General features: G+C 69.2%; 11 protein-coding genes. 3 read left to right on the top strand and 8 right to left on the bottom strand.

The features are described 5' to 3' along the window. Positions 1-341 precede the first annotated feature (341 nt). On the top strand, positions 342-2237 hold the full coding sequence (locus AC5L3Z_RS19955; RefSeq protein ID WP_494844097.1) for an ABC transporter ATP-binding protein: 1896 nt from the start codon (positions 342-344) through the stop codon (positions 2235-2237). 321 nt (positions 2238-2558) lie between these two features. On the opposite strand, the gene AC5L3Z_RS19950 is transcribed toward AC5L3Z_RS19955, so the two are convergent. Continuing rightward, positions 2559-3863: a hypothetical protein gene (locus AC5L3Z_RS19950; protein ID WP_494844095.1), complete on the bottom strand. Its 1305-nt coding sequence runs from the start codon at positions 3861-3863 to the stop codon at positions 2559-2561. 217 nt (positions 3864-4080) lie between these two features. Here AC5L3Z_RS19950 and AC5L3Z_RS19945 point away from each other — a divergent pair, with 217 nt between their 5' ends. Next, complete coding sequence (locus tag AC5L3Z_RS19945; RefSeq protein WP_494844093.1) at positions 4081-4383, top strand: hypothetical protein; 303 nt, start codon at positions 4081-4083, stop codon at positions 4381-4383. A 97-nt stretch (positions 4384-4480) separates the two neighbouring features. Further along, positions 4481-4978 (top strand): hypothetical protein, encoded by a 498-nt coding sequence (locus tag AC5L3Z_RS19940; protein WP_494844091.1) that lies wholly within the window; start codon positions 4481-4483, stop codon positions 4976-4978. 196 nt (positions 4979-5174) lie between these two features. Here the strand turns inward: AC5L3Z_RS19940 and AC5L3Z_RS19935 are convergent, their stop codons facing one another. The 7 genes from AC5L3Z_RS19935 to AC5L3Z_RS19905 all read right to left on the bottom strand — a co-directional run bounded on the left by AC5L3Z_RS19935 (position 5175) and on the right by AC5L3Z_RS19905 (position 16014). Then, positions 5175-7277, bottom strand: coding sequence for an apiosidase-like domain-containing protein (locus tag AC5L3Z_RS19935; RefSeq protein ID WP_494844089.1), 2103 nt, complete (start codon positions 7275-7277; stop codon positions 5175-5177). A 133-nt stretch (positions 7278-7410) separates the two neighbouring features. Continuing rightward, complete coding sequence (locus AC5L3Z_RS19930; protein ID WP_494844087.1) at positions 7411-9456, bottom strand: apiosidase-like domain-containing protein; 2046 nt, start codon at positions 9454-9456, stop codon at positions 7411-7413. Between the two features lie 710 nt (positions 9457-10166). Further along, a complete protein-coding gene (locus tag AC5L3Z_RS19925) occupies positions 10167-11702 on the bottom strand; it encodes a glycoside hydrolase family 140 protein (protein ID WP_494844085.1) in 1536 nt (511 codons plus the stop codon). After that, positions 11699-12697 (bottom strand): sugar phosphate isomerase/epimerase family protein, encoded by a 999-nt coding sequence (locus AC5L3Z_RS19920; protein ID WP_494844083.1) that lies wholly within the window; start codon positions 12695-12697, stop codon positions 11699-11701. Before AC5L3Z_RS19920 ends, AC5L3Z_RS19925 begins: the two co-directional genes overlap by 4 nt. A 5-nt stretch (positions 12698-12702) precedes the next feature. Continuing rightward, positions 12703-14187, bottom strand: coding sequence for an FGGY family carbohydrate kinase (locus AC5L3Z_RS19915; RefSeq protein WP_494844081.1), 1485 nt, complete (start codon positions 14185-14187; stop codon positions 12703-12705). Then, positions 14174-15136 (bottom strand): transketolase family protein, encoded by a 963-nt coding sequence (locus AC5L3Z_RS19910; RefSeq protein WP_494844079.1) that lies wholly within the window; start codon positions 15134-15136, stop codon positions 14174-14176. Before AC5L3Z_RS19910 ends, AC5L3Z_RS19915 begins: the two co-directional genes overlap by 14 nt. Beyond that, positions 15133-16014, bottom strand: a complete 882-nt coding sequence (locus AC5L3Z_RS19905; RefSeq protein WP_494844077.1) for a transketolase — start codon at positions 16012-16014, stop codon at positions 15133-15135. The genes AC5L3Z_RS19910 and AC5L3Z_RS19905 overlap by 4 nt, the downstream gene beginning before the upstream one ends. Positions 16015-16065: the final 51 nt, after the last annotated feature.

The following is a 16065-nucleotide window of genomic DNA, read 5'->3' as shown; positions in this document are numbered from 1 at the left end:
CGGGAGCAGATCGAGGGTGACATCGGCAGGACGATCGCGACGAGCAGCAGTGGGGCAGTGCGCCATCGCAGCTGCCGCTCAGCGGCGAGCGTGCCCTCGAGGATGACCAAGCCGAGGAAAAGATTAGGGATACGACGTCGTAGAAGGCCACCTCGACGCCGGAACGGCCTTGAAGTCCACGCCGAGCGCCGACATCTCCGCCCGAATCGCTCCCTGAGCCCGAGCTTCATCTACCGCGCCAGTAACGGCAGCTACCCGGGGACCGCTCCGCCTATGCCTCCCGTGCTCCGGCTTGACCTCAACCTCACTCGAGGTTCTAGCCTGCTTTCCGGAGGTACGGCATGAGCATGGAAGTGACCGCGTGGATGTCTCTGCACCACGCGATGAACGCGCAGGACGAACGACCACTGTCGCGGGCGACGTTGAAGCGCATCGCGCGGTTCGCGCGGCCGCACCGCACCTTGATCATGAGGTTCCTGCTGTTGAGCGTGGTGACGGCGGTCCTCACGGTGGCGGCGCCGGTTCTCGCCGGTCGGGTGGTCGACGCCATCGTCGACGGCGCCGACAGCGGCATCGTGATCCGGTTGGCGGTGCTGATCGCCGTGATCGCTCTGGCCGAGGCCGGCCTGGGTCTGGTGACGCGGTTCCTGTCAGCGAGCATCGGTGAGGGACTGATCGTCCAGCTGCGGACGGCCGTCTTCGACCATGTCCAGCGCATGCCGGTGGCGTTCTTCACCCGAACCCGCACGGGAGCGCTGGTCAGCCGCTTGAACAACGACGTGATCGGCGCGCAGCGGGCCTTCAGCGACACCCTGTCGAGTGTGGTCGGCAACGCCGTCACACTGATCCTGACCCTGGCGGTCATGCTGAGCTTCTCGTGGCAGATCACGCTGCTGGCGCTGGTGCTGCTGCCGATCTTCGTCCTCCCGGCCCGCCGGATGGGTTCGAGGCTCGCCCAGTTGCAGCGCGAAGCGGCCGAGCACAACGCGGCCATGAGCACCCGGATGACCGAACGCTTCTCCGCCCCCGGAGCGACACTGGTCAAGCTGTACGGGCGTCCGGCCGAGGAGTCGGCCGAGTTCGCGGTCCGGGCACGGCGTGTGCGCGACATCGGCATCCGCGCCGCCATGCTCCAGTGGGTCTTCATCACCGCGCTCACCGTCGTCGGCTCGCTGGCGTTGGCCCTGGTCTACGGGCTGGGTGGTCTCTACGCCCTGCGGGGCAGCCTCGACGCCGGCACCGTGGTCGCGCTCGCGCTGCTGCTGTCACGCCTCTACGCGCCGTTGACGTCGCTGGCCAGCGCCCGGGTCGAGGTGATGAGCGCCCTGGTGAGCTTCGAGCGGGTGTTCGAGATCCTCGACCTCAAGCCGCTGATCCTCGACAAGCCCGACGCACGCCCGCTTCCCGACGGGCCGCTCGCCGTGGAGTTCGACGCGGTACGGTTCGGCTACCCGTCGGCTGACAAGGTGTCGCTCGCGTCCCTCGAGGATGTCGCGAAGCTCGATACGCGCGGCGGCGAAGAGGTGCTGCACGGCGTGTCGTTCCGCGCCGAGGCGGGGCAGATGGTCGCCCTGGTCGGGTCCTCCGGAGCGGGTAAGTCCACCATCGCCCAGCTCGTGCCGCGCCTGTACGACGTCGAGGATGGCGCGGTGAAGCTCGCCGGCATCGACGTACGCGACCTGTCGGCCGAGTCGATCCGGACGGCACTCGGCGTGGTGACCCAGGACGGGCACCTGTTCCACGAGAGCATCCGCGCCAACTTGGCGTTCGCCCGGCCGGGCGCGACCGAGGACGAGATGTGGGACGTACTGCGGCGCAGCCGACTCGACGCCCTGGTCCGCTCACTCCCGGATGGGCTCGACACCATCGTTGGTGAACGCGGGTACCGTCTGTCGGGCGGCGAACGGCAACGGCTCACCATCGCGCGGCTCCTGCTGGCTGGTCCCCGTGTGGTCATCCTCGACGAGGCCACGGCGCATCTCGACTCCACGTCGGAAGCTGCGGTGCAGGACGCCCTCTCCGAGGCCCTGGACGGTCGGACGAGTGTGGTCATCGCGCACCGGCTGTCCACCATCCGCGCGGCCGACCAGATCCTCGTCATCGAGGACGGACGCGTCGTCGAACGCGGGCGACACAGCGACCTGCTCGCCGCTGGCGGCCGGTACCAGGAGTTGTACCGCACCCAGTTCGACCAGGATGGGCCGCCGGTCCCGAAGGACCGCGTCGCGACCGTCTGAGAGCGGCAACGCGATGGGCAAGGCCGGCGGAGCGGCCGCTGCCATCGGGCGCCGCCCCTTCGCGGGTGTCGCCGACGTACCGGAGGCATGGCGAGGCAACGCCGCAGACAGACTCCGCGAGATCGAGCTCACCCTCGCTACGGCGACCGTGAGATCGGACCGCAGAGGCGATCAAGAAGCGGTGCGACGTCTCCGCCAGTGCGATCGACGACCTGCTCGACCTGCTTCTGGTGATCAGCGGATGCCTGGCCGTCGGCACCGCCACGATCGAGACCATTCTCGATCGCCGGCTACCCGACAGCCACGTCAGGGTGGTTTCGATCAGGATTCCTCTTTACTCCCGATTTGGCGCTGCGCCCGCTCGGCGATCTCGCCGGAGACCTTGCCCATCATCGATCTGGCCCGGCCGAAGGCCCCAACCCCGAAACGACTGGCGACACCTACGCCCTCCGCCCCGGTCTCCAGAACCTTGTCCCTCACCTCGGTTCCAGTGTCGAGGACCTTGTCGCGCACCTCGGTCCCCGTTTCGAGGACTTTGTCCCGCACTTCCACGGCCGCGTCCAGCCATCGCCGGGCATCCCATGACTGACGATCGCGGTCGATGCCGAGCCGTCCGTGGAAATCGACGACGGTGGTCGCGACGTGGTTGCTCGCTTGCACCACGACGCGGGAGGTGGTCGGGTTCAGCAGCACCTTCGCATTGGCCGTGCCGGCGGCCGCGTCCATCCGGGCCATCAGGCGCTCGGTGCTGCGGGAGATGAGTTCGAGGCGGTTCCGCCGGGCGGTCCGGATGGCGACGCGATGCTCTTCCAGCTCTTCCGGAGACGCGTCCAGCACCCGGTCGAGTTCGAGCACGGCGACCGCGTCCTGGAGTTGGAAGCAGCGGGCCAGGACGGCGAGCCACTCCTGAACCTTGACCTCGGCTTCCTTGGACGTCTTGGCCAGGTCACCGACCTTGGTCTGGGTCTCCAGCTTCTCGGCGATGGCGTCGAGCTGCCGCAACGCGTACACCTGGGTCCGGGCCAGCGGCACCGGCGTGGCCTGCACCTTCGACCAGGTGACCTCGGAGACCCGGCCCACCCGCTCCCGGATCGTCAGGGCCTCGTCGATGACGAGCTCCACGCCGATCATGTCCGCCACCACGGCGTCGGTCTGGGCGCGGAGCACGGCGTCGACCTTCGCGTCGATCACAGCGAGATAGTCGGTGATCTCGTCCATGGCCTGTTGCATCGCGAGTTGCGCCATGAGTCCGGCGGCGCCGGTCAGGATCGCCGGGTTGGTCAGCAGCGCGCTGGGGGCCTGCGCCACTTCGAGCAGGCCGGTGATCTTGCCATGGTCGGTCAGTACGGCACGGCTGACACCGCTCTCCGAGCCTCTCATCAAGTTGTACTTCTTCATCGCCTGGGCGGACTCCGCGGTCAACTGGACTGAGCGACCGGAGTGGTCGGCGATCTCGGAGCCGGCCTTGGCGATCGTGGATCCGGTACGGAGGGCGGAGCTGAGCCGTTTCAGTCCGAGGTCCTTCGACGGCAGTCGCTCTGTGGTGAGGAAACGATCGACAGCCGCCGGATGCCCGATGACCGCCAGGCCATCGCCGTCACTGATCAGCTGAATCTCGTTGTCCAACGTCTGCTCCTTGAGGTGTGGCACGGGCTGGCCTCACGCTACGTCGGCGTCTTCGGCCTCACCATGGTCCGCTCGTCTCGATGATCTCGGGATCGGAGGATGTCGTGCCGCAGGTGGAGCCGGGCCCGCCCGGGTGATGCGAGACGGAACCGCCACGGTAGACACTTACGAGCTGACCAGCCCGCAAACGCGTCGTGCCGAGGCCAAGGTCGCGCAGATGGCGAACCGCGCGGGCGGATCGGTCCCCGACCTCAACTGGCGAGCCGCCGTCGGTCAGCGGCGGCTGCTCGACCTGGCCGCGCGCGGAGAGGCGCTCGACGACAACCTGTACACCACCCCCGGCAGGTTCGGCGGCGGCGCAGCGGACACCACCTGGCTGGTCGGCTCGGCCGCCGACGTGGCCAGATCGCTGCGCAGGTACCAGGCGCTCGGCATCACGCAGTTCGTGCTCTCCGACACGCCCTACCTGCCCGAGATCAAGCGCCAGGGCAACGAGCTACTGCCGCTGCTGCGCCGATGAGTGACCACCCCGATACCGCCTCGGCCTCGACACCGGCCGCGGATGGCTGTGGTGAGCAGGTCCGGGTCCAGGGGCGAGGTCCACTAGCCTGGCCGACGTGACGGCATTCGATTGGACCACGCTCTCGGCCGCGCGGGACGCGAGGCTGGACGCGGTTCCAGAGATGATCAACCACGCGCTACGGGTCCTGGAGGACCTCCTGGAGGAGACCGACCACGCCTGCACCTTCGTTCTCACCGACGGACCGCTCACGCGGGATGTGACCACTGCCGTGAACGCGCTGCTACCGACGCACTGCCGGGTCTCTCGGCTGGAGCCGGTCAGGTCCTGGTCCGCGCTGGTCCACGCGGCGCTACCCGGGTTGTTCTTCCCCGGGCATCCGCCGCACGCCTGGGCCGAGAAGATGCCTGCCCGGCAATTGGCCGAGGCGCTCGCCGCATGGGCCGTGGCACTGATGAGGCGGCTCTGGCCGGGCTCCGTCGAGTCCTGGGAACTCACCGTCGATGCCCGCCACTGGTACGAAGCCGTCTATGTCGACCTCGTCGTGCGCGTACACGACCGGGTATGGCTGCTCCACCTCGGTCTCAGCGACTGACGCACAGACCGATGGCGTGTGGCTGCGCAAGAAGGCCGTCCCGGCGGTCAGTCGTCGGCCGGTGACCACCCTCCCGGCCCGGTCGGCTTCATTCGGTGTGGCCCTGCGCTTGGGCGTCGTCCATCCACTCACCGCAGTGACCCGGCGCCCTCCATGCGGAGAGAAAGGCGCCGGGCCGAGGTGTTGTGCGACGCCGTCAGACGGCGGCGCGGGCCCATTGCTGGTTGGCCGCGCCGGTGGTGCTGCAGGTGTACTGGATGAGCTGTGTGCCCGGGTTCGTCGAGCGTGCGGGCACGTCGAGACATTTGCCGCTGTTGCGGTTGACGACCTGGTTGGCCGAGGTCAGGGCCCACTGTTGGCTGGTGGTGGCGCTGTTGCAGGCCGCTTGCACGATGAGGGCGCCGTTGGTGAGCGATGATTCGCTGACGGTGGCGCACTGACCGGTGGAGCGGTTGACGAGGTTGACGTACGAGCCGTTGGCTCGGACCTCCCATTGTTGGAGGGTGGAGGTGGCGGGGGTGCTCTGCACGACGTTGTTCGTGCCGCTGGCTACGGCCAGCCGCAGGGTGCTGCTGACGGAGGTGAACGTCGAGTACGGCACGGTCGGTGTCGGTGTCACGGTGGGGGATGCCGGGGATGCGGGGCCGGTGCCGACCGCGTTCGTCGCGGTGACCTTGAAGGTGTAGGCGGTGCCGTTGGTCAGTCCGGTCGCGGTGCAGCTTGTCGCGCCGGTCGTGGTGCACGTGCCGCCCGGGGTGCCGGTCACGGTGTAGCCGGTGATGGGTGAGCCACCGTTCGGTGGGGCCGTCCAGCTCACGGTCGCCGACGCGTTGCCCGCCGTCGCCGTGACGCCCGTCGGCGCACCCGGGACGGTGGCGGGGCCGCCGGCCTCGAGGATGAGCAGCCAGTCGTTCATGTTGGCGCCGTTGTTGCCCGGTGTCGCGAACGTCCGCGAGCCCGTGTTCGCGAACGTGCCGATGTTGGGGTAGGCACCCGAGGCCGGGTTGAACCACTTGGCAGCTACGGACGGGGTCGTCAGTCGCGTCATGTTGACCGTCAACGTGCGGGTGCCGGTTCCGGTCGAGGGCAGGTAGGCCATGACAAGCGTGCCGTCCGCGGTGCGGGCTGCCGTCACGTAGTCGCCGCCACCACCCGAGGTGGAGTTGGTGTTGTTGAACGTGCCGTAGCCGGCGGTGACGGTGGTGTGGCCGAAGTCCGGCACGAGGTTGTACCACGGCCGCGACGCGAAGACCGCGGCTGCGCGACCCGCGCTGGTGGTGAGTGGGTCGTTGAGGTGCGCCTGCCACGTCTGACCCGAGCGACCGTAGACGGAATCGCTGAACGGCCAGATGTCGCGGTTGCCGTAGCCGAAACCGCTCGATCCGCTCAGGACCGGCCAGTACATGGCCGCCCGAACGAGTGCCGGAGTGGCACCGTCGTTCTCGTAGCCGCTCTCCAGCATCACGTACGGCATTGCCGGGCTGCGCAGATACGCGTCCTTCGCCATCGCGTAGACATACCGCGAGCTGTTCTTTCCGGGGTAATAGGTGTAGACGCTGTTCAGCGTGAGCCACGGAGCGTTGCTGCTGTACACGGCGCGAGCCTCGGACGACGGCTGACCGTGTGCCGTGATCGGAACAGTGGTGTTGATGCTGCGAATACCGTTGGCGATCGCGTTGATGCGGTCGCGGGTGGCGGTGTCGGGAACGGCGTCGCCGCCCATCTGGAAGAACACGTTGGTGCGTGCGCCAGTCGCGTAGCGCCGGCCGATGAACTGACCGAAACCGGTGGCCGCCGAAATGCTGTTGCTGGCGAGCTGGCCGCCGCCCCACTCGTTGTTGCGGTAGCCCAGCCAGGTGAGCGCCATGTTGACCGCCAGGCCCCGGGCTCGTGCCTTGTCGACGAACGAGTCCATGTGACCCCACCAACCCGCGTCCGGGGTGGAGAGGTTGCCTGCCGTGCTGAACGGCAGCTGGTTGTAACGGTTGCGCTCCGTCCAGTGGTGCGGCGCCATCACCATGACCGTGTTGAAGCCCTTGGCCACGCGGTTGTCGAGGTAGGTGTCGACTTCGGCGTCCGTCAGGTTCTCCAGCGCGAACCACGCGGTGTCCGCCGCGAGGAGGATCGGCTTGTTGTTCGCGTCGACGAGGTAACGGGCGTTGCTACCAACCTTCAGCGGGAAGGCCGTCGCGGCGGCTGCTGGCTCACCTGTGGTGGCGAGCAGCCCGCCGGTGACGGCGAGGACGACGGCGGAAAGCGCCGCGCCCCAGCGCCGCGATATCCGATGACCAAGACTCATGACCTTCTCCTGTGTGGCAATTGGGAGCCGAATGCTGGCGTGGGGTTGTCGTGTGGTGAAGGCGTGCTGTGGAGCAGGCCCGGCGTCCCCAGGAGGACGCCGGCCGATCGCCGTCGAACTCGGATGACGCGTGCTAGACGGCGGCGCGGGTCCATTGCTGGTTGGTGGCGCCGGTGGTGCTGCAGGTGTATTGGATGAGCTGTATGCCCGGTGTTGTGGAGCGTGCCGGCACGTCGAGGCATTTGCCGCTGTTGCGGTTGATGACCTGGTTGTTCGACGTCAGCGTCCACTGTTGGCTGGTGGTGGGGCTGGTGCAGGCTGCCTGCACGATCAGGGCGCTGTTGGTCAGCGATGATTCGCTGACCATGGCGCACTGACCGGTGGAGCGGTTCACCAGGTTGACGTAGGAGCCGTTGGCTCGTACTTCCCACTGTTGGAGGCTGGAGGTGGCGGGGGTGCTTTGCACGATGTTGTTCGTGCCGGTCGCTACGGCCAGCCGCAGGGTGCTGCTGACGGAGGTGAACGTCGAATACGGCACGGTCGGTGTCGGTGTCACGGTGGGGGATGCCGGGGATGCGGGGCCCGTGCCGATGGCGTTCGTGGCCGTGACTCTGAACGAGTAGGCGGTGCCGTTGGTCAGCCCGGTGACTGTGCAGCTTGTCGCGCCGGTCGTGGTGCACGTGCCGCCCGGGGTGCCGGTCACGGTGTAGCCGGTGACGGGTGAGCCACCGTTCGGTGGGGCCGTCCAGCTCACGGTCGCCTGCGCGTTGCCCGCCGTCGCCGTGACGCTTGTCGGCGCACCCGGGACGGTGGGTGTGCCGACGCCGCTCGATACGTGGATGACCCAGTCCGGCTTGCCGCTGGCGTTGTTGCCGGGCGTGGTCATGGTGACGGCGGCACCCGAGGCCGCGGTGGTGCTGCCGGACCGGTACGTGCCGTTGCTCGGGTCGAACCACCGCAGCGTGTACGTCCGCCCGCTCGCCGGCATCCGCAGGTTCAGGCTGTGGGCCGTCGGGGTGTAGACGACGGCGAACGACTTGTCGTCGGCCACCGCGGCGACCGCGTGGTCCAGGTACTTGAACCGGCCGTAGCCGCCGGTCAGGAACGTGTGGTTGATGTCCGGCTGCAGGCGCGTCCACTGCGTGCCGGTCAGGAACGACTTCATCCGCGCCGCGTCCTTGCCGCTCTCCCAGGTCAGCGCCGTTGCGGGGGTGATGCCGTTGTAGCGGTGCAGCCAGATCGGCTCGGCCCCGTACGCGTACCCCCCGATGCCGCCGCTGACGGTCGACCACCAGGCCTGACGGCGCAGCCCGTGCCGGTCGCTCCAGCGGGAGCCGGCCGACGTGCCGTTGTTGCGATCGTAGAAACCCTCGCCGAACATGATCGGCATGGCCGGCGTCTTCACCCAGTCCTGCCAGTTCTCCACGTACGGGCTGCCGCCGGTGCCCTCGGCGCCCGTGAACGGCGGGGCGTACTCGTACGACCAGTCCAGGTTGAGCCAGTCGGCGCCGGTGCTGAACGCCTCGCGGCTGCTCTCGCCCGGCTTGCTGTGGTACGCGACGAGCGGCTTGGGCTTCCCCGCCGCCGCGTAGGCGTCGAGCACACCCAGGCCCTGCGCGTGGAGCTCGGGGCGGACGGCGAGGGGGGCGGCGTCGCCACCGATGAAGTACCCGACCCGCGGGTTGTGCACGAACCGGCCGGCCAGGTACCTGCCGTAGTTGCGGTTCTTCGTCTCCCCCTGGCCGTCCAGGTAGGTGTCCATCGTCTTCTTCCAGAACGGGTTGAGGATCACGACCAGCCCCCTGCTGGTCACCGTGTTCACCACCCACTCGACGCGGTCGAAGTAGCTGTCGATCGGTTGGGCCATGTCGCCGTTGGTGAAGATGTCGTTGATGTCCTGCAGCGGCTCCGTGCTGCCCCGCTGCAGCTCGGGGAAGGCAGCGGTCATCTGTATCGAGGTGAAGCCCTGCGCGGCCCGGGTGGTGGCGTGGTTGATCACCTCACTGTCGGAGTACCGGCCGGGCATCAGCCAAGCGGTGTCCGACAGGAGGAAGACCGGGGTCCCGTCGCTCCACTGCACGTACCGGCCGTTGGCCGACGGCTGCAGTGTGCTGCCCGGGGCCTCCGCCGAGGCGGGCGCGGGGGCGGTCACGCCGGCCACCACAAGAGCGCCGGCCACGAGTGCTCCGAGACCGATCGTGAAGGACTTCCGCAGATTCGCTGTGATCACCGCCCGCCAGCGGTGAGATGGACGGTTGCCAGAACCCATGGTTGAGCCTCCTGCCTGGGATGAGGTAGCCGAGTGCTTGGGCGGGCCGCATGTGGGCCGTGTGCTGGGAACCTGTCGCGTCAGAACGGCTGCTCGATGCACCCGTCGGCTTGCCGATGGGTGGCGACATTCGCGCGGACGGCCCGCCGCGTTGCATAGATATTCGTACATGGGTAAATATTCACCCAATGTTAAGACCGTAACTCCGGTCGATATATGTGTCAAGAATTCGCGTCGAACGATGCGGAAGGAAGAATCGACGGCAATCTCTGACCATCACCTCCCCAGGTCGACCCTGGTGGCACCGCATCGGGCCAGGCTGCCTGGCTGGTCGCGTCGGCCGCCCCTGCTGGGCTCGTATCTCCCGCACGGCCGGATCGAGGGTGGGCCCGCCAGGCATCACGGTGGGTCCGGACATGGGGCCGGTGCCACCGCCGGCGGTGGGGGTGTGCAGGAGCTGCTCGCGGACGAGATCGCGTGAGTCATGGCACGACTGAGCAGGTACTCCTGTCAGCCGCCGCAGTGCGCTGATCGGCCGGGCCGACCCGGGGTCCCGCCGCCGACGCGTGGTCGTCGTCGATGGCGGAACACCTCGATGGCCGGGTCCTCGGATCCTCGCGTCAGGTCTCTGCAGGGTGTTGGAAGATCACCAGTCTTGGCTCGCGCGAGGGATCCTCGTCGATCACCTCGCCGGCGGACAGCTGTCCGCCGGCGGTCGACTTTCCGGTGCGGGGGTCGATGATCGTGTAATGACGGGGCGTGTCGTGGTCGTGCATCATGCGGAGGGCGCCGCCGTGCGGTTGGTAGATGATGTGCAGCCTTCCGGGGACCCGCAGGCCGTGCGGGTTGAGGAACGTCTCCCAGTCGGGCTCCATGTCCGTGGTGGGCAGGCCCTGCAGGACCCGGCCGACCAGTCCGACGTACGTCGATCCCTCGAAGGACAGCGCGTCCTGCCAACTCCCGGCCGGGCCGAGGAAGTACGGCGCGTGTCCTGGTTCCCCGTCGCGCTGCACCCATTGCCAGATGTTGGCGGCGCCGTAGACCACGCCCATAGTGGAGCCGGCGCAGAGGTTGCTCCACGCCTCGTGTCCTTGCCACCAGCCCGCGGCGAGGTCGGCGTGGCGGGTCCGCTCATAGCTCGGTTCTCCGTTGGCCACCGCCTTGACCGGGGTGTTGCGCCACATGTCGGCGACCCGTTGGGGAACGTGTTCGCCGCCGTGCCCGGTCTGGCACCACTGGAAGTCGAGCCAGTCCGCGTCCTGGTGGGCGTGGGCGTGGGCGTGCGGCCGGTAGTGGATGCCGGTCGGCTGGGCGTAGCAGTCCCAGGCGTGGACCTCGCGGCCGCCGGCCTCGATCTGCGGTTCCTCGCCTGAGCCGTCCGCGCCCACGAGGTAGATCGTCGGGCGGGCACCGTAGCGGGCGACGAGGTAGCGGCAGTAGCGCGCGTACTCCTCCGGTGGCACGACCGTGCCCGCGACGTCGAGGCCTTTCCACCCGAAGCCCTGGAACACCGGCTGCAGCACCGGGACGATGCCGTGCTCCACCAGGATGTCGATGAGCCGGTCGAGGTATTGGAAGTACGCGGGGTTCAGGTCGTTGATGTGCCCGTCGGGCAGGTCCTCGAAGCCGACGTCGAAGCCTTCGTCGGCGGTCCGGTCGCGGGGTCCGACCGCGCGCATGTCGGGCTGCACCGACATCAGCAGCACGGCGTTGAATCCCTTGTCCCGGCGGTCCCGGGCGTACACGCGGACCTGATCCTCGGTGGCCCGCCAGGGCAGGGCCCAGGCGGTGTCCGCGACGAGGACGGCGGGCGTGCCGTCGGCGTGCTGGAGGCTGCGCCGGCCGGGGGACATGCGCCAGAACCCGTGCCGGTGGAACGGATTCGTCGCCGGCGAGGGCGCGACGTCCAGCGTGCCGGTGGCGTCACCGAGTCCGGCGACGGCCGACGTCGTGCGCCACCGCCACCGCCCGTGGTCCAGGGGTGAGGCGAACCGGACCCGCCACGTCCGGCCGCCGTCGTAGAAGGCCGGCCGCCGCAGGGTGACGCCGTCGTCGTGGGTGAAGTCGGCCCACACCTCCACGCCGGTGTACGGGTCCGCGACGTCCTGCCCGGCGGTCAGGACGATCTCCACCTCTCGCCAGGGGCCGGCCGTCACCGCGTCTCTCCGCGTTCGGCGCCGAGCAGCGCGGCCCGGGCGATCCGTTGCGCGGCCAGGGCGTCCTGGCGCGACTGTGCCTCGGCGAGCGCCTTGACGTCGAGGATCTGCAGGGCCCGCCAGATGGTGCGCATGACGTCGATGCCGGCACGGGCGGCTTCGACGTGGTCCTCCCGGAACGGGAACTGGTCGAGTTGCCACACGCCGGTCCAGCCGGCCTGCTGCAGCGTGTGGAAGAACTCGAACGTCTCGACCAGGTGGACGGACCCGACCACCATGTCGTCGTCCCAGCCGCGGAAGTTGTCGTTGACGTCGATGGCGTACAGCTTGTCGCGGGCCAGGATCATCCCGGCCGCGTCGGCCGGCGACTCGAGTCCGTACAGGGAGTGGCCGAAGTCGAGCAGGATCCCGACGTTGGGCACGTCCATCTCGTCGATGGCCAGCAGCGTTCGTGCCGCGGAGGAGAACGTCATCCGGTTGCGCGGCTCGCGCGGTTTGTACTCGATGGCGAAGCGCAGATCGGGGTGGCGCTGGGCCAGCTCGCGAACGGCGTCGACGGACAGCTTCCAGATCTCGCGGTAGTCGGCCTGGAACGGGTAGTCCCAGCCGTCCTGGCCGGGCCACAGCTTGACGTAGTCGCAGCCGAGCCGCCGCGCCAGGTCGGCGGCGTCGCTGACCAGCTCGATGGCCTGACGGCGGACGGCCGGGTCAGGGTTGGTGAAACCACCGCGGCAGAAGGTCCGGGTGTAGATCTCCGGGGTGAGGGCGATGGCCCGCAGGCCGTTGGCCCGCAGCCGCTCCTGCAGCGCGTCGATGTCGGTGTCGGCGGGGTTGAACGGGTAGTTGATGTCGACCACGGACAGGTCGCCGACCTGGCCGGCCCGGTCGATGGCCTCCAGGGTGGTGACCGGCGGGCCGTAGCCGTCGGTGGCGTACCGGTCGCGAAACTGTCCGAAGTGCCAGAGTCCGGCGCCGTACAGCGGTTCGTCGGGCATGGTCGTTACCTCCTGTGCGCAGGGACGGTCGGAGATGTCCTGACGGCGGCCACGGCCGCGTGCCAGGCCGTCATGCGGGCGTGGCGCTCGGCGGGGGTGGTGGTGGGGTGGAAGTCCTCGCCGGCGTCCGCGATCGCGGTCGCCTCACCGGCGGTCAGGTGGCCGACCGCCGAGCCGGCGAGCAGAGCCACTCCGAGCGCCGACAGGTCGGGCACGCCGGAGCGACGGACCCGGCGGCCGCTGATGTCGGCCTGCAGTTGCATCAGACCGGCGTTTCGTGAGGCGCCGCCGTCGGCGAGCACCGTGTCGACGTGGCCGGCCGCGGCGTCGACCTCGACGACGACGTCCTCGATCTGGAATGCCACGGACTCCAGGGCCGCGCGGGCGAGCTGGGGGAGCGAGGCGCCGAAGGTCAGCCCGGTCACGGCGGCCCGTGCTTCGGCGTCCCACCAGGGCGCGCCCAGTCCGGTGAACGCCGGAACGAGGTGGATGCCGGCGCTGTTCGCCGTGGCGGCGAGGTCGGCAAGCTCCTGCGGTGTTCGTCCGACGAGGTCGGCGAGCCAGCTCAGGGTGCTTCCGCTGGAGCGGATGTTGCCCTCGACGGCGTAGTGCACGCGGTCGGTGGCCCAGGCCACGGTGCGGCACAACGTGGTGCCGACCGGGGCGCCCGGCGCGCACAGGCCCATGACGGAGGAGCCGGTGCCGTAGGTGGCCTTGACGTGACCCGTGCCGGTCCTGCCGTGGGCGAAGAGGGCGGCGTGCGAGTCCGCGAGGACGGCGGTGACGGGTACGCCGGACGGTAGCGGCGCCAGGCCCGTGGCGGCGGGAAAGGGACCGGTCGACGGCACGACCCGCGGCATGACCTGCTCGGGGATCCGGAACAGGTTCAGCAGGTCCGGGTCCCAGCCGGTGGTGTGGATGTTGCACAACTGCGTGCGTGCGGCGTTGCCGACCTCGATGAGGTGGTCACCGCCGAATCGGCTGAGCAGCCACGAGTCGATGGTGCCGAGACAGAGCCTGCCGTCGCGGGCTCGCCTGCGATCGTTGTCGAACTGGTCGAGCAGCCATTCACCCTTGGCGGCGGAGAACATCGGGTCCAGGGGGAGGCCGGTGCGATCACGGACGAGGCCGCCGTGTCCCTGGGCGGTCAGCTCCGCGCACCGGCCGGCGGTGCGCTGGTCCTGCCAGCTCAGGATGGGGGAGACGGCGTCGCCGGTCGCCCGGTCCCACAGGAGCAGGGATTCGCGTTGGTTGCTGACGCCCACCGCGGCGACCACCCGGGGGTCCAGGCCGGTGAGGCAGGCGTCCACCGCCTTGACCACGCTCGCCCACACCTCGTCGGCGGACTGCTCGACCCACCCCGGCGCCGGGTGGGTCCGCCTGATCGCGTGTGAGCCGCGGGCGACCACGGTGCCGTCGCCGCGGACGAGGATGGCCTTGGAGCCGCTGGTGCCCTGGTCGATGGCGAGGACGAGCTCACCGTCGGCCATGGCCCGCCAGCTCACGGGCGGCGGTCATGATGCCGTCGGCGGTCAGACCGAAGTGCTCCAGCAGGAACGCGGTGTTGCCGGTCGGCGCGAACACGTGTGGTACGCCGAGGATGCGCATCGGGATCGGGTGGTGCTGGATGAGCAGACCCGCGACGGCGGCGCCCAGCCCGCCGGTGACGGTGGCTTCCTCCGCGGTGATCACACCGCGTGTCTCCCGTGCGGCGCGCAGGATGGCATCAGTGTCGAGCGGCTCGATCGTGGCCATGTTGATGACGCGTAGGCCGATGCCTTCGGCGCGAAGCTGCGCGGCAGCCGTGACAGCCCGCGACACCATGGTCCCGGCGGCGATCACCGTGACGTCGTCGCCGTCGGCGAGCTGGGTGGACCGCCCCGGCGTGAAGGTGATGTCGTCGGGGTTGACCGCCGGTACGGGGAAGCGGCCGATGCGCAGGTAGCTCGGTCCGTCGTGCTCGACGGCCCAGCGCAGCGCCGACCGGGTCTCGGCCGGATCGGCCGGTACGACGACCGGCAGGTCGGCGACGGCCCGCATCCACGAGAGATCCTCGATGGAGTGGTGGGTGGGGCCGAGCTCGCCGTAGGCCAGGCCGGGGCTCTGCCCGCAGAGCACGACGTGGGTGTTGCTGTAGGCGACGTCGGTCTTGATCTGTTCGAGGGCCCGCCCGGTCAGGAACGGTGCCGCGGCGCTGACGACCGGGATCAACCCGCCGTTGGCGAGGCCGGCGCCGACGCCGACCAGGTCCTGCTCGGCGATGCCGACGTTGATGAGCCGGTCCGGGAATTCTTCGCGGAACCTCACCAGGTTGCTGGAGCCGACGGAGTCGTTGCAGACCGCCACGATGCGGTCGTCCTGGCGGGCCAGCGCGATGAGTTCGTCGGCGAACGCCTGGCGGCAGTCGTGGGTCGCCGCCCGGTCGATGATGGTGGTCATCGGGTCAGCTCCTCGAAGGCCGCGGCGGTCTGATCGGCGCTCGGCACCTTGTGGTGCCACTCGACGCGGTCCTCCATGAATGACACACCCTTGCCTTTCGTCGTGTTGGCAATGACGCAGACCGGCCTGCCGGTCGTCGAAGCGGTGAAGGAGGCCAGCAGGGCGGTGTGGTCGTGCCCGTCCGACTGGCGCACCTCCCAGCCGAAGCTGCTCCACTTGTCGGCCAGGGGTTCCAGTCGCTTGGTCTCCTCGGTGGGCGCACCCTGCTGGAGCCGGTTGCGGTCGATGATCGCGGTCAGGTTGGACAGGTCGTGGTGGCTGGCCGTCATGGCGGCCTCCCAGTTGCTGCCTTCCTGCAGTTCTCCGTCGCCGAGCACGACGAACGTCCGGCTCGGTGATCCGCGCAGCTTCGCGGCGAGGGCGATCCCGACGGCGACGGGGAAGCCGTGGCCGAGAGGGCCGGTGTTGGTCTCCACCCCGGGGACCTTGGTGCGGTTCGGATGGCCGTTGAGCGCCGACAGGGGCGCGGCGAACGTCTGGAGTTCGGCCTTGGGGAAGAAGCCGCACTGCGCGAGGACGGCGTAGAGCGCCCCGGCGGAGTGGCCCTTGCTGAGGATGAGCCGGTCACGGCCCGCCTCGTCGGGGTTGGCAGGATCCACGGACAGGACCGCGCCGTAGAGCGTGACGAGGATGTCGATCACGGAGAAGTCGCTGCCGATGTGGCCGAGCCCCGCTCGTTGGATCATGGACAGGTCCTCGCGCCGGACCTCGCGGCTGAATTCGACCAGCATTGCCGCTCTGTCCGCGGCGCCGGCGCTCGCCACCTTCGTACGGAGCTCGCGGTAGCGGTCGGCCTGCGTGCGGTCAGCGGTAAGCATGATTGTTCCTCGACTCCGGTTCGAAGCGGTGGATCGGACAGGACTGCTGGA

The organism is Micromonospora sp. LZ37 (assembly GCF_059359015.1).
This window is presented reverse-complemented; position numbering and strand designations above follow the sequence as displayed.

Excerpts from the sequence above, each read along its gene's own strand:
- AC5L3Z_RS19935 (WP_494844089.1), bottom strand. The coding sequence starts at position 7,277 with ATGAGTCTTGGTCATCGGATATCGCGGCGCTGGGGCGCGGCGCTTTCC.
- AC5L3Z_RS19920 (WP_494844083.1), bottom strand. The coding sequence starts at position 12,697 with ATGCCCGACGAACCGCTGTACGGCGCCGGACTCTGGCACTTCGGACAG.
- AC5L3Z_RS19915 (WP_494844081.1), bottom strand. The coding sequence starts at position 14,187 with ATGGCCGACGGTGAGCTCGTCCTCGCCATCGACCAGGGCACCAGCGGC.
- AC5L3Z_RS19905 (WP_494844077.1), bottom strand. The coding sequence starts at position 16,014 with ATGCTTACCGCTGACCGCACGCAGGCCGACCGCTACCGCGAGCTCCGT.
- AC5L3Z_RS19945 (WP_494844093.1), top strand. The coding sequence starts at position 4,081 with ATGGCGAACCGCGCGGGCGGATCGGTCCCCGACCTCAACTGGCGAGCC.
- AC5L3Z_RS19955 (WP_494844097.1), top strand. The coding sequence starts at position 342 with ATGAGCATGGAAGTGACCGCGTGGATGTCTCTGCACCACGCGATGAAC.
- AC5L3Z_RS19910 (WP_494844079.1), bottom strand. The coding sequence starts at position 15,136 with ATGACCACCATCATCGACCGGGCGGCGACCCACGACTGCCGCCAGGCG.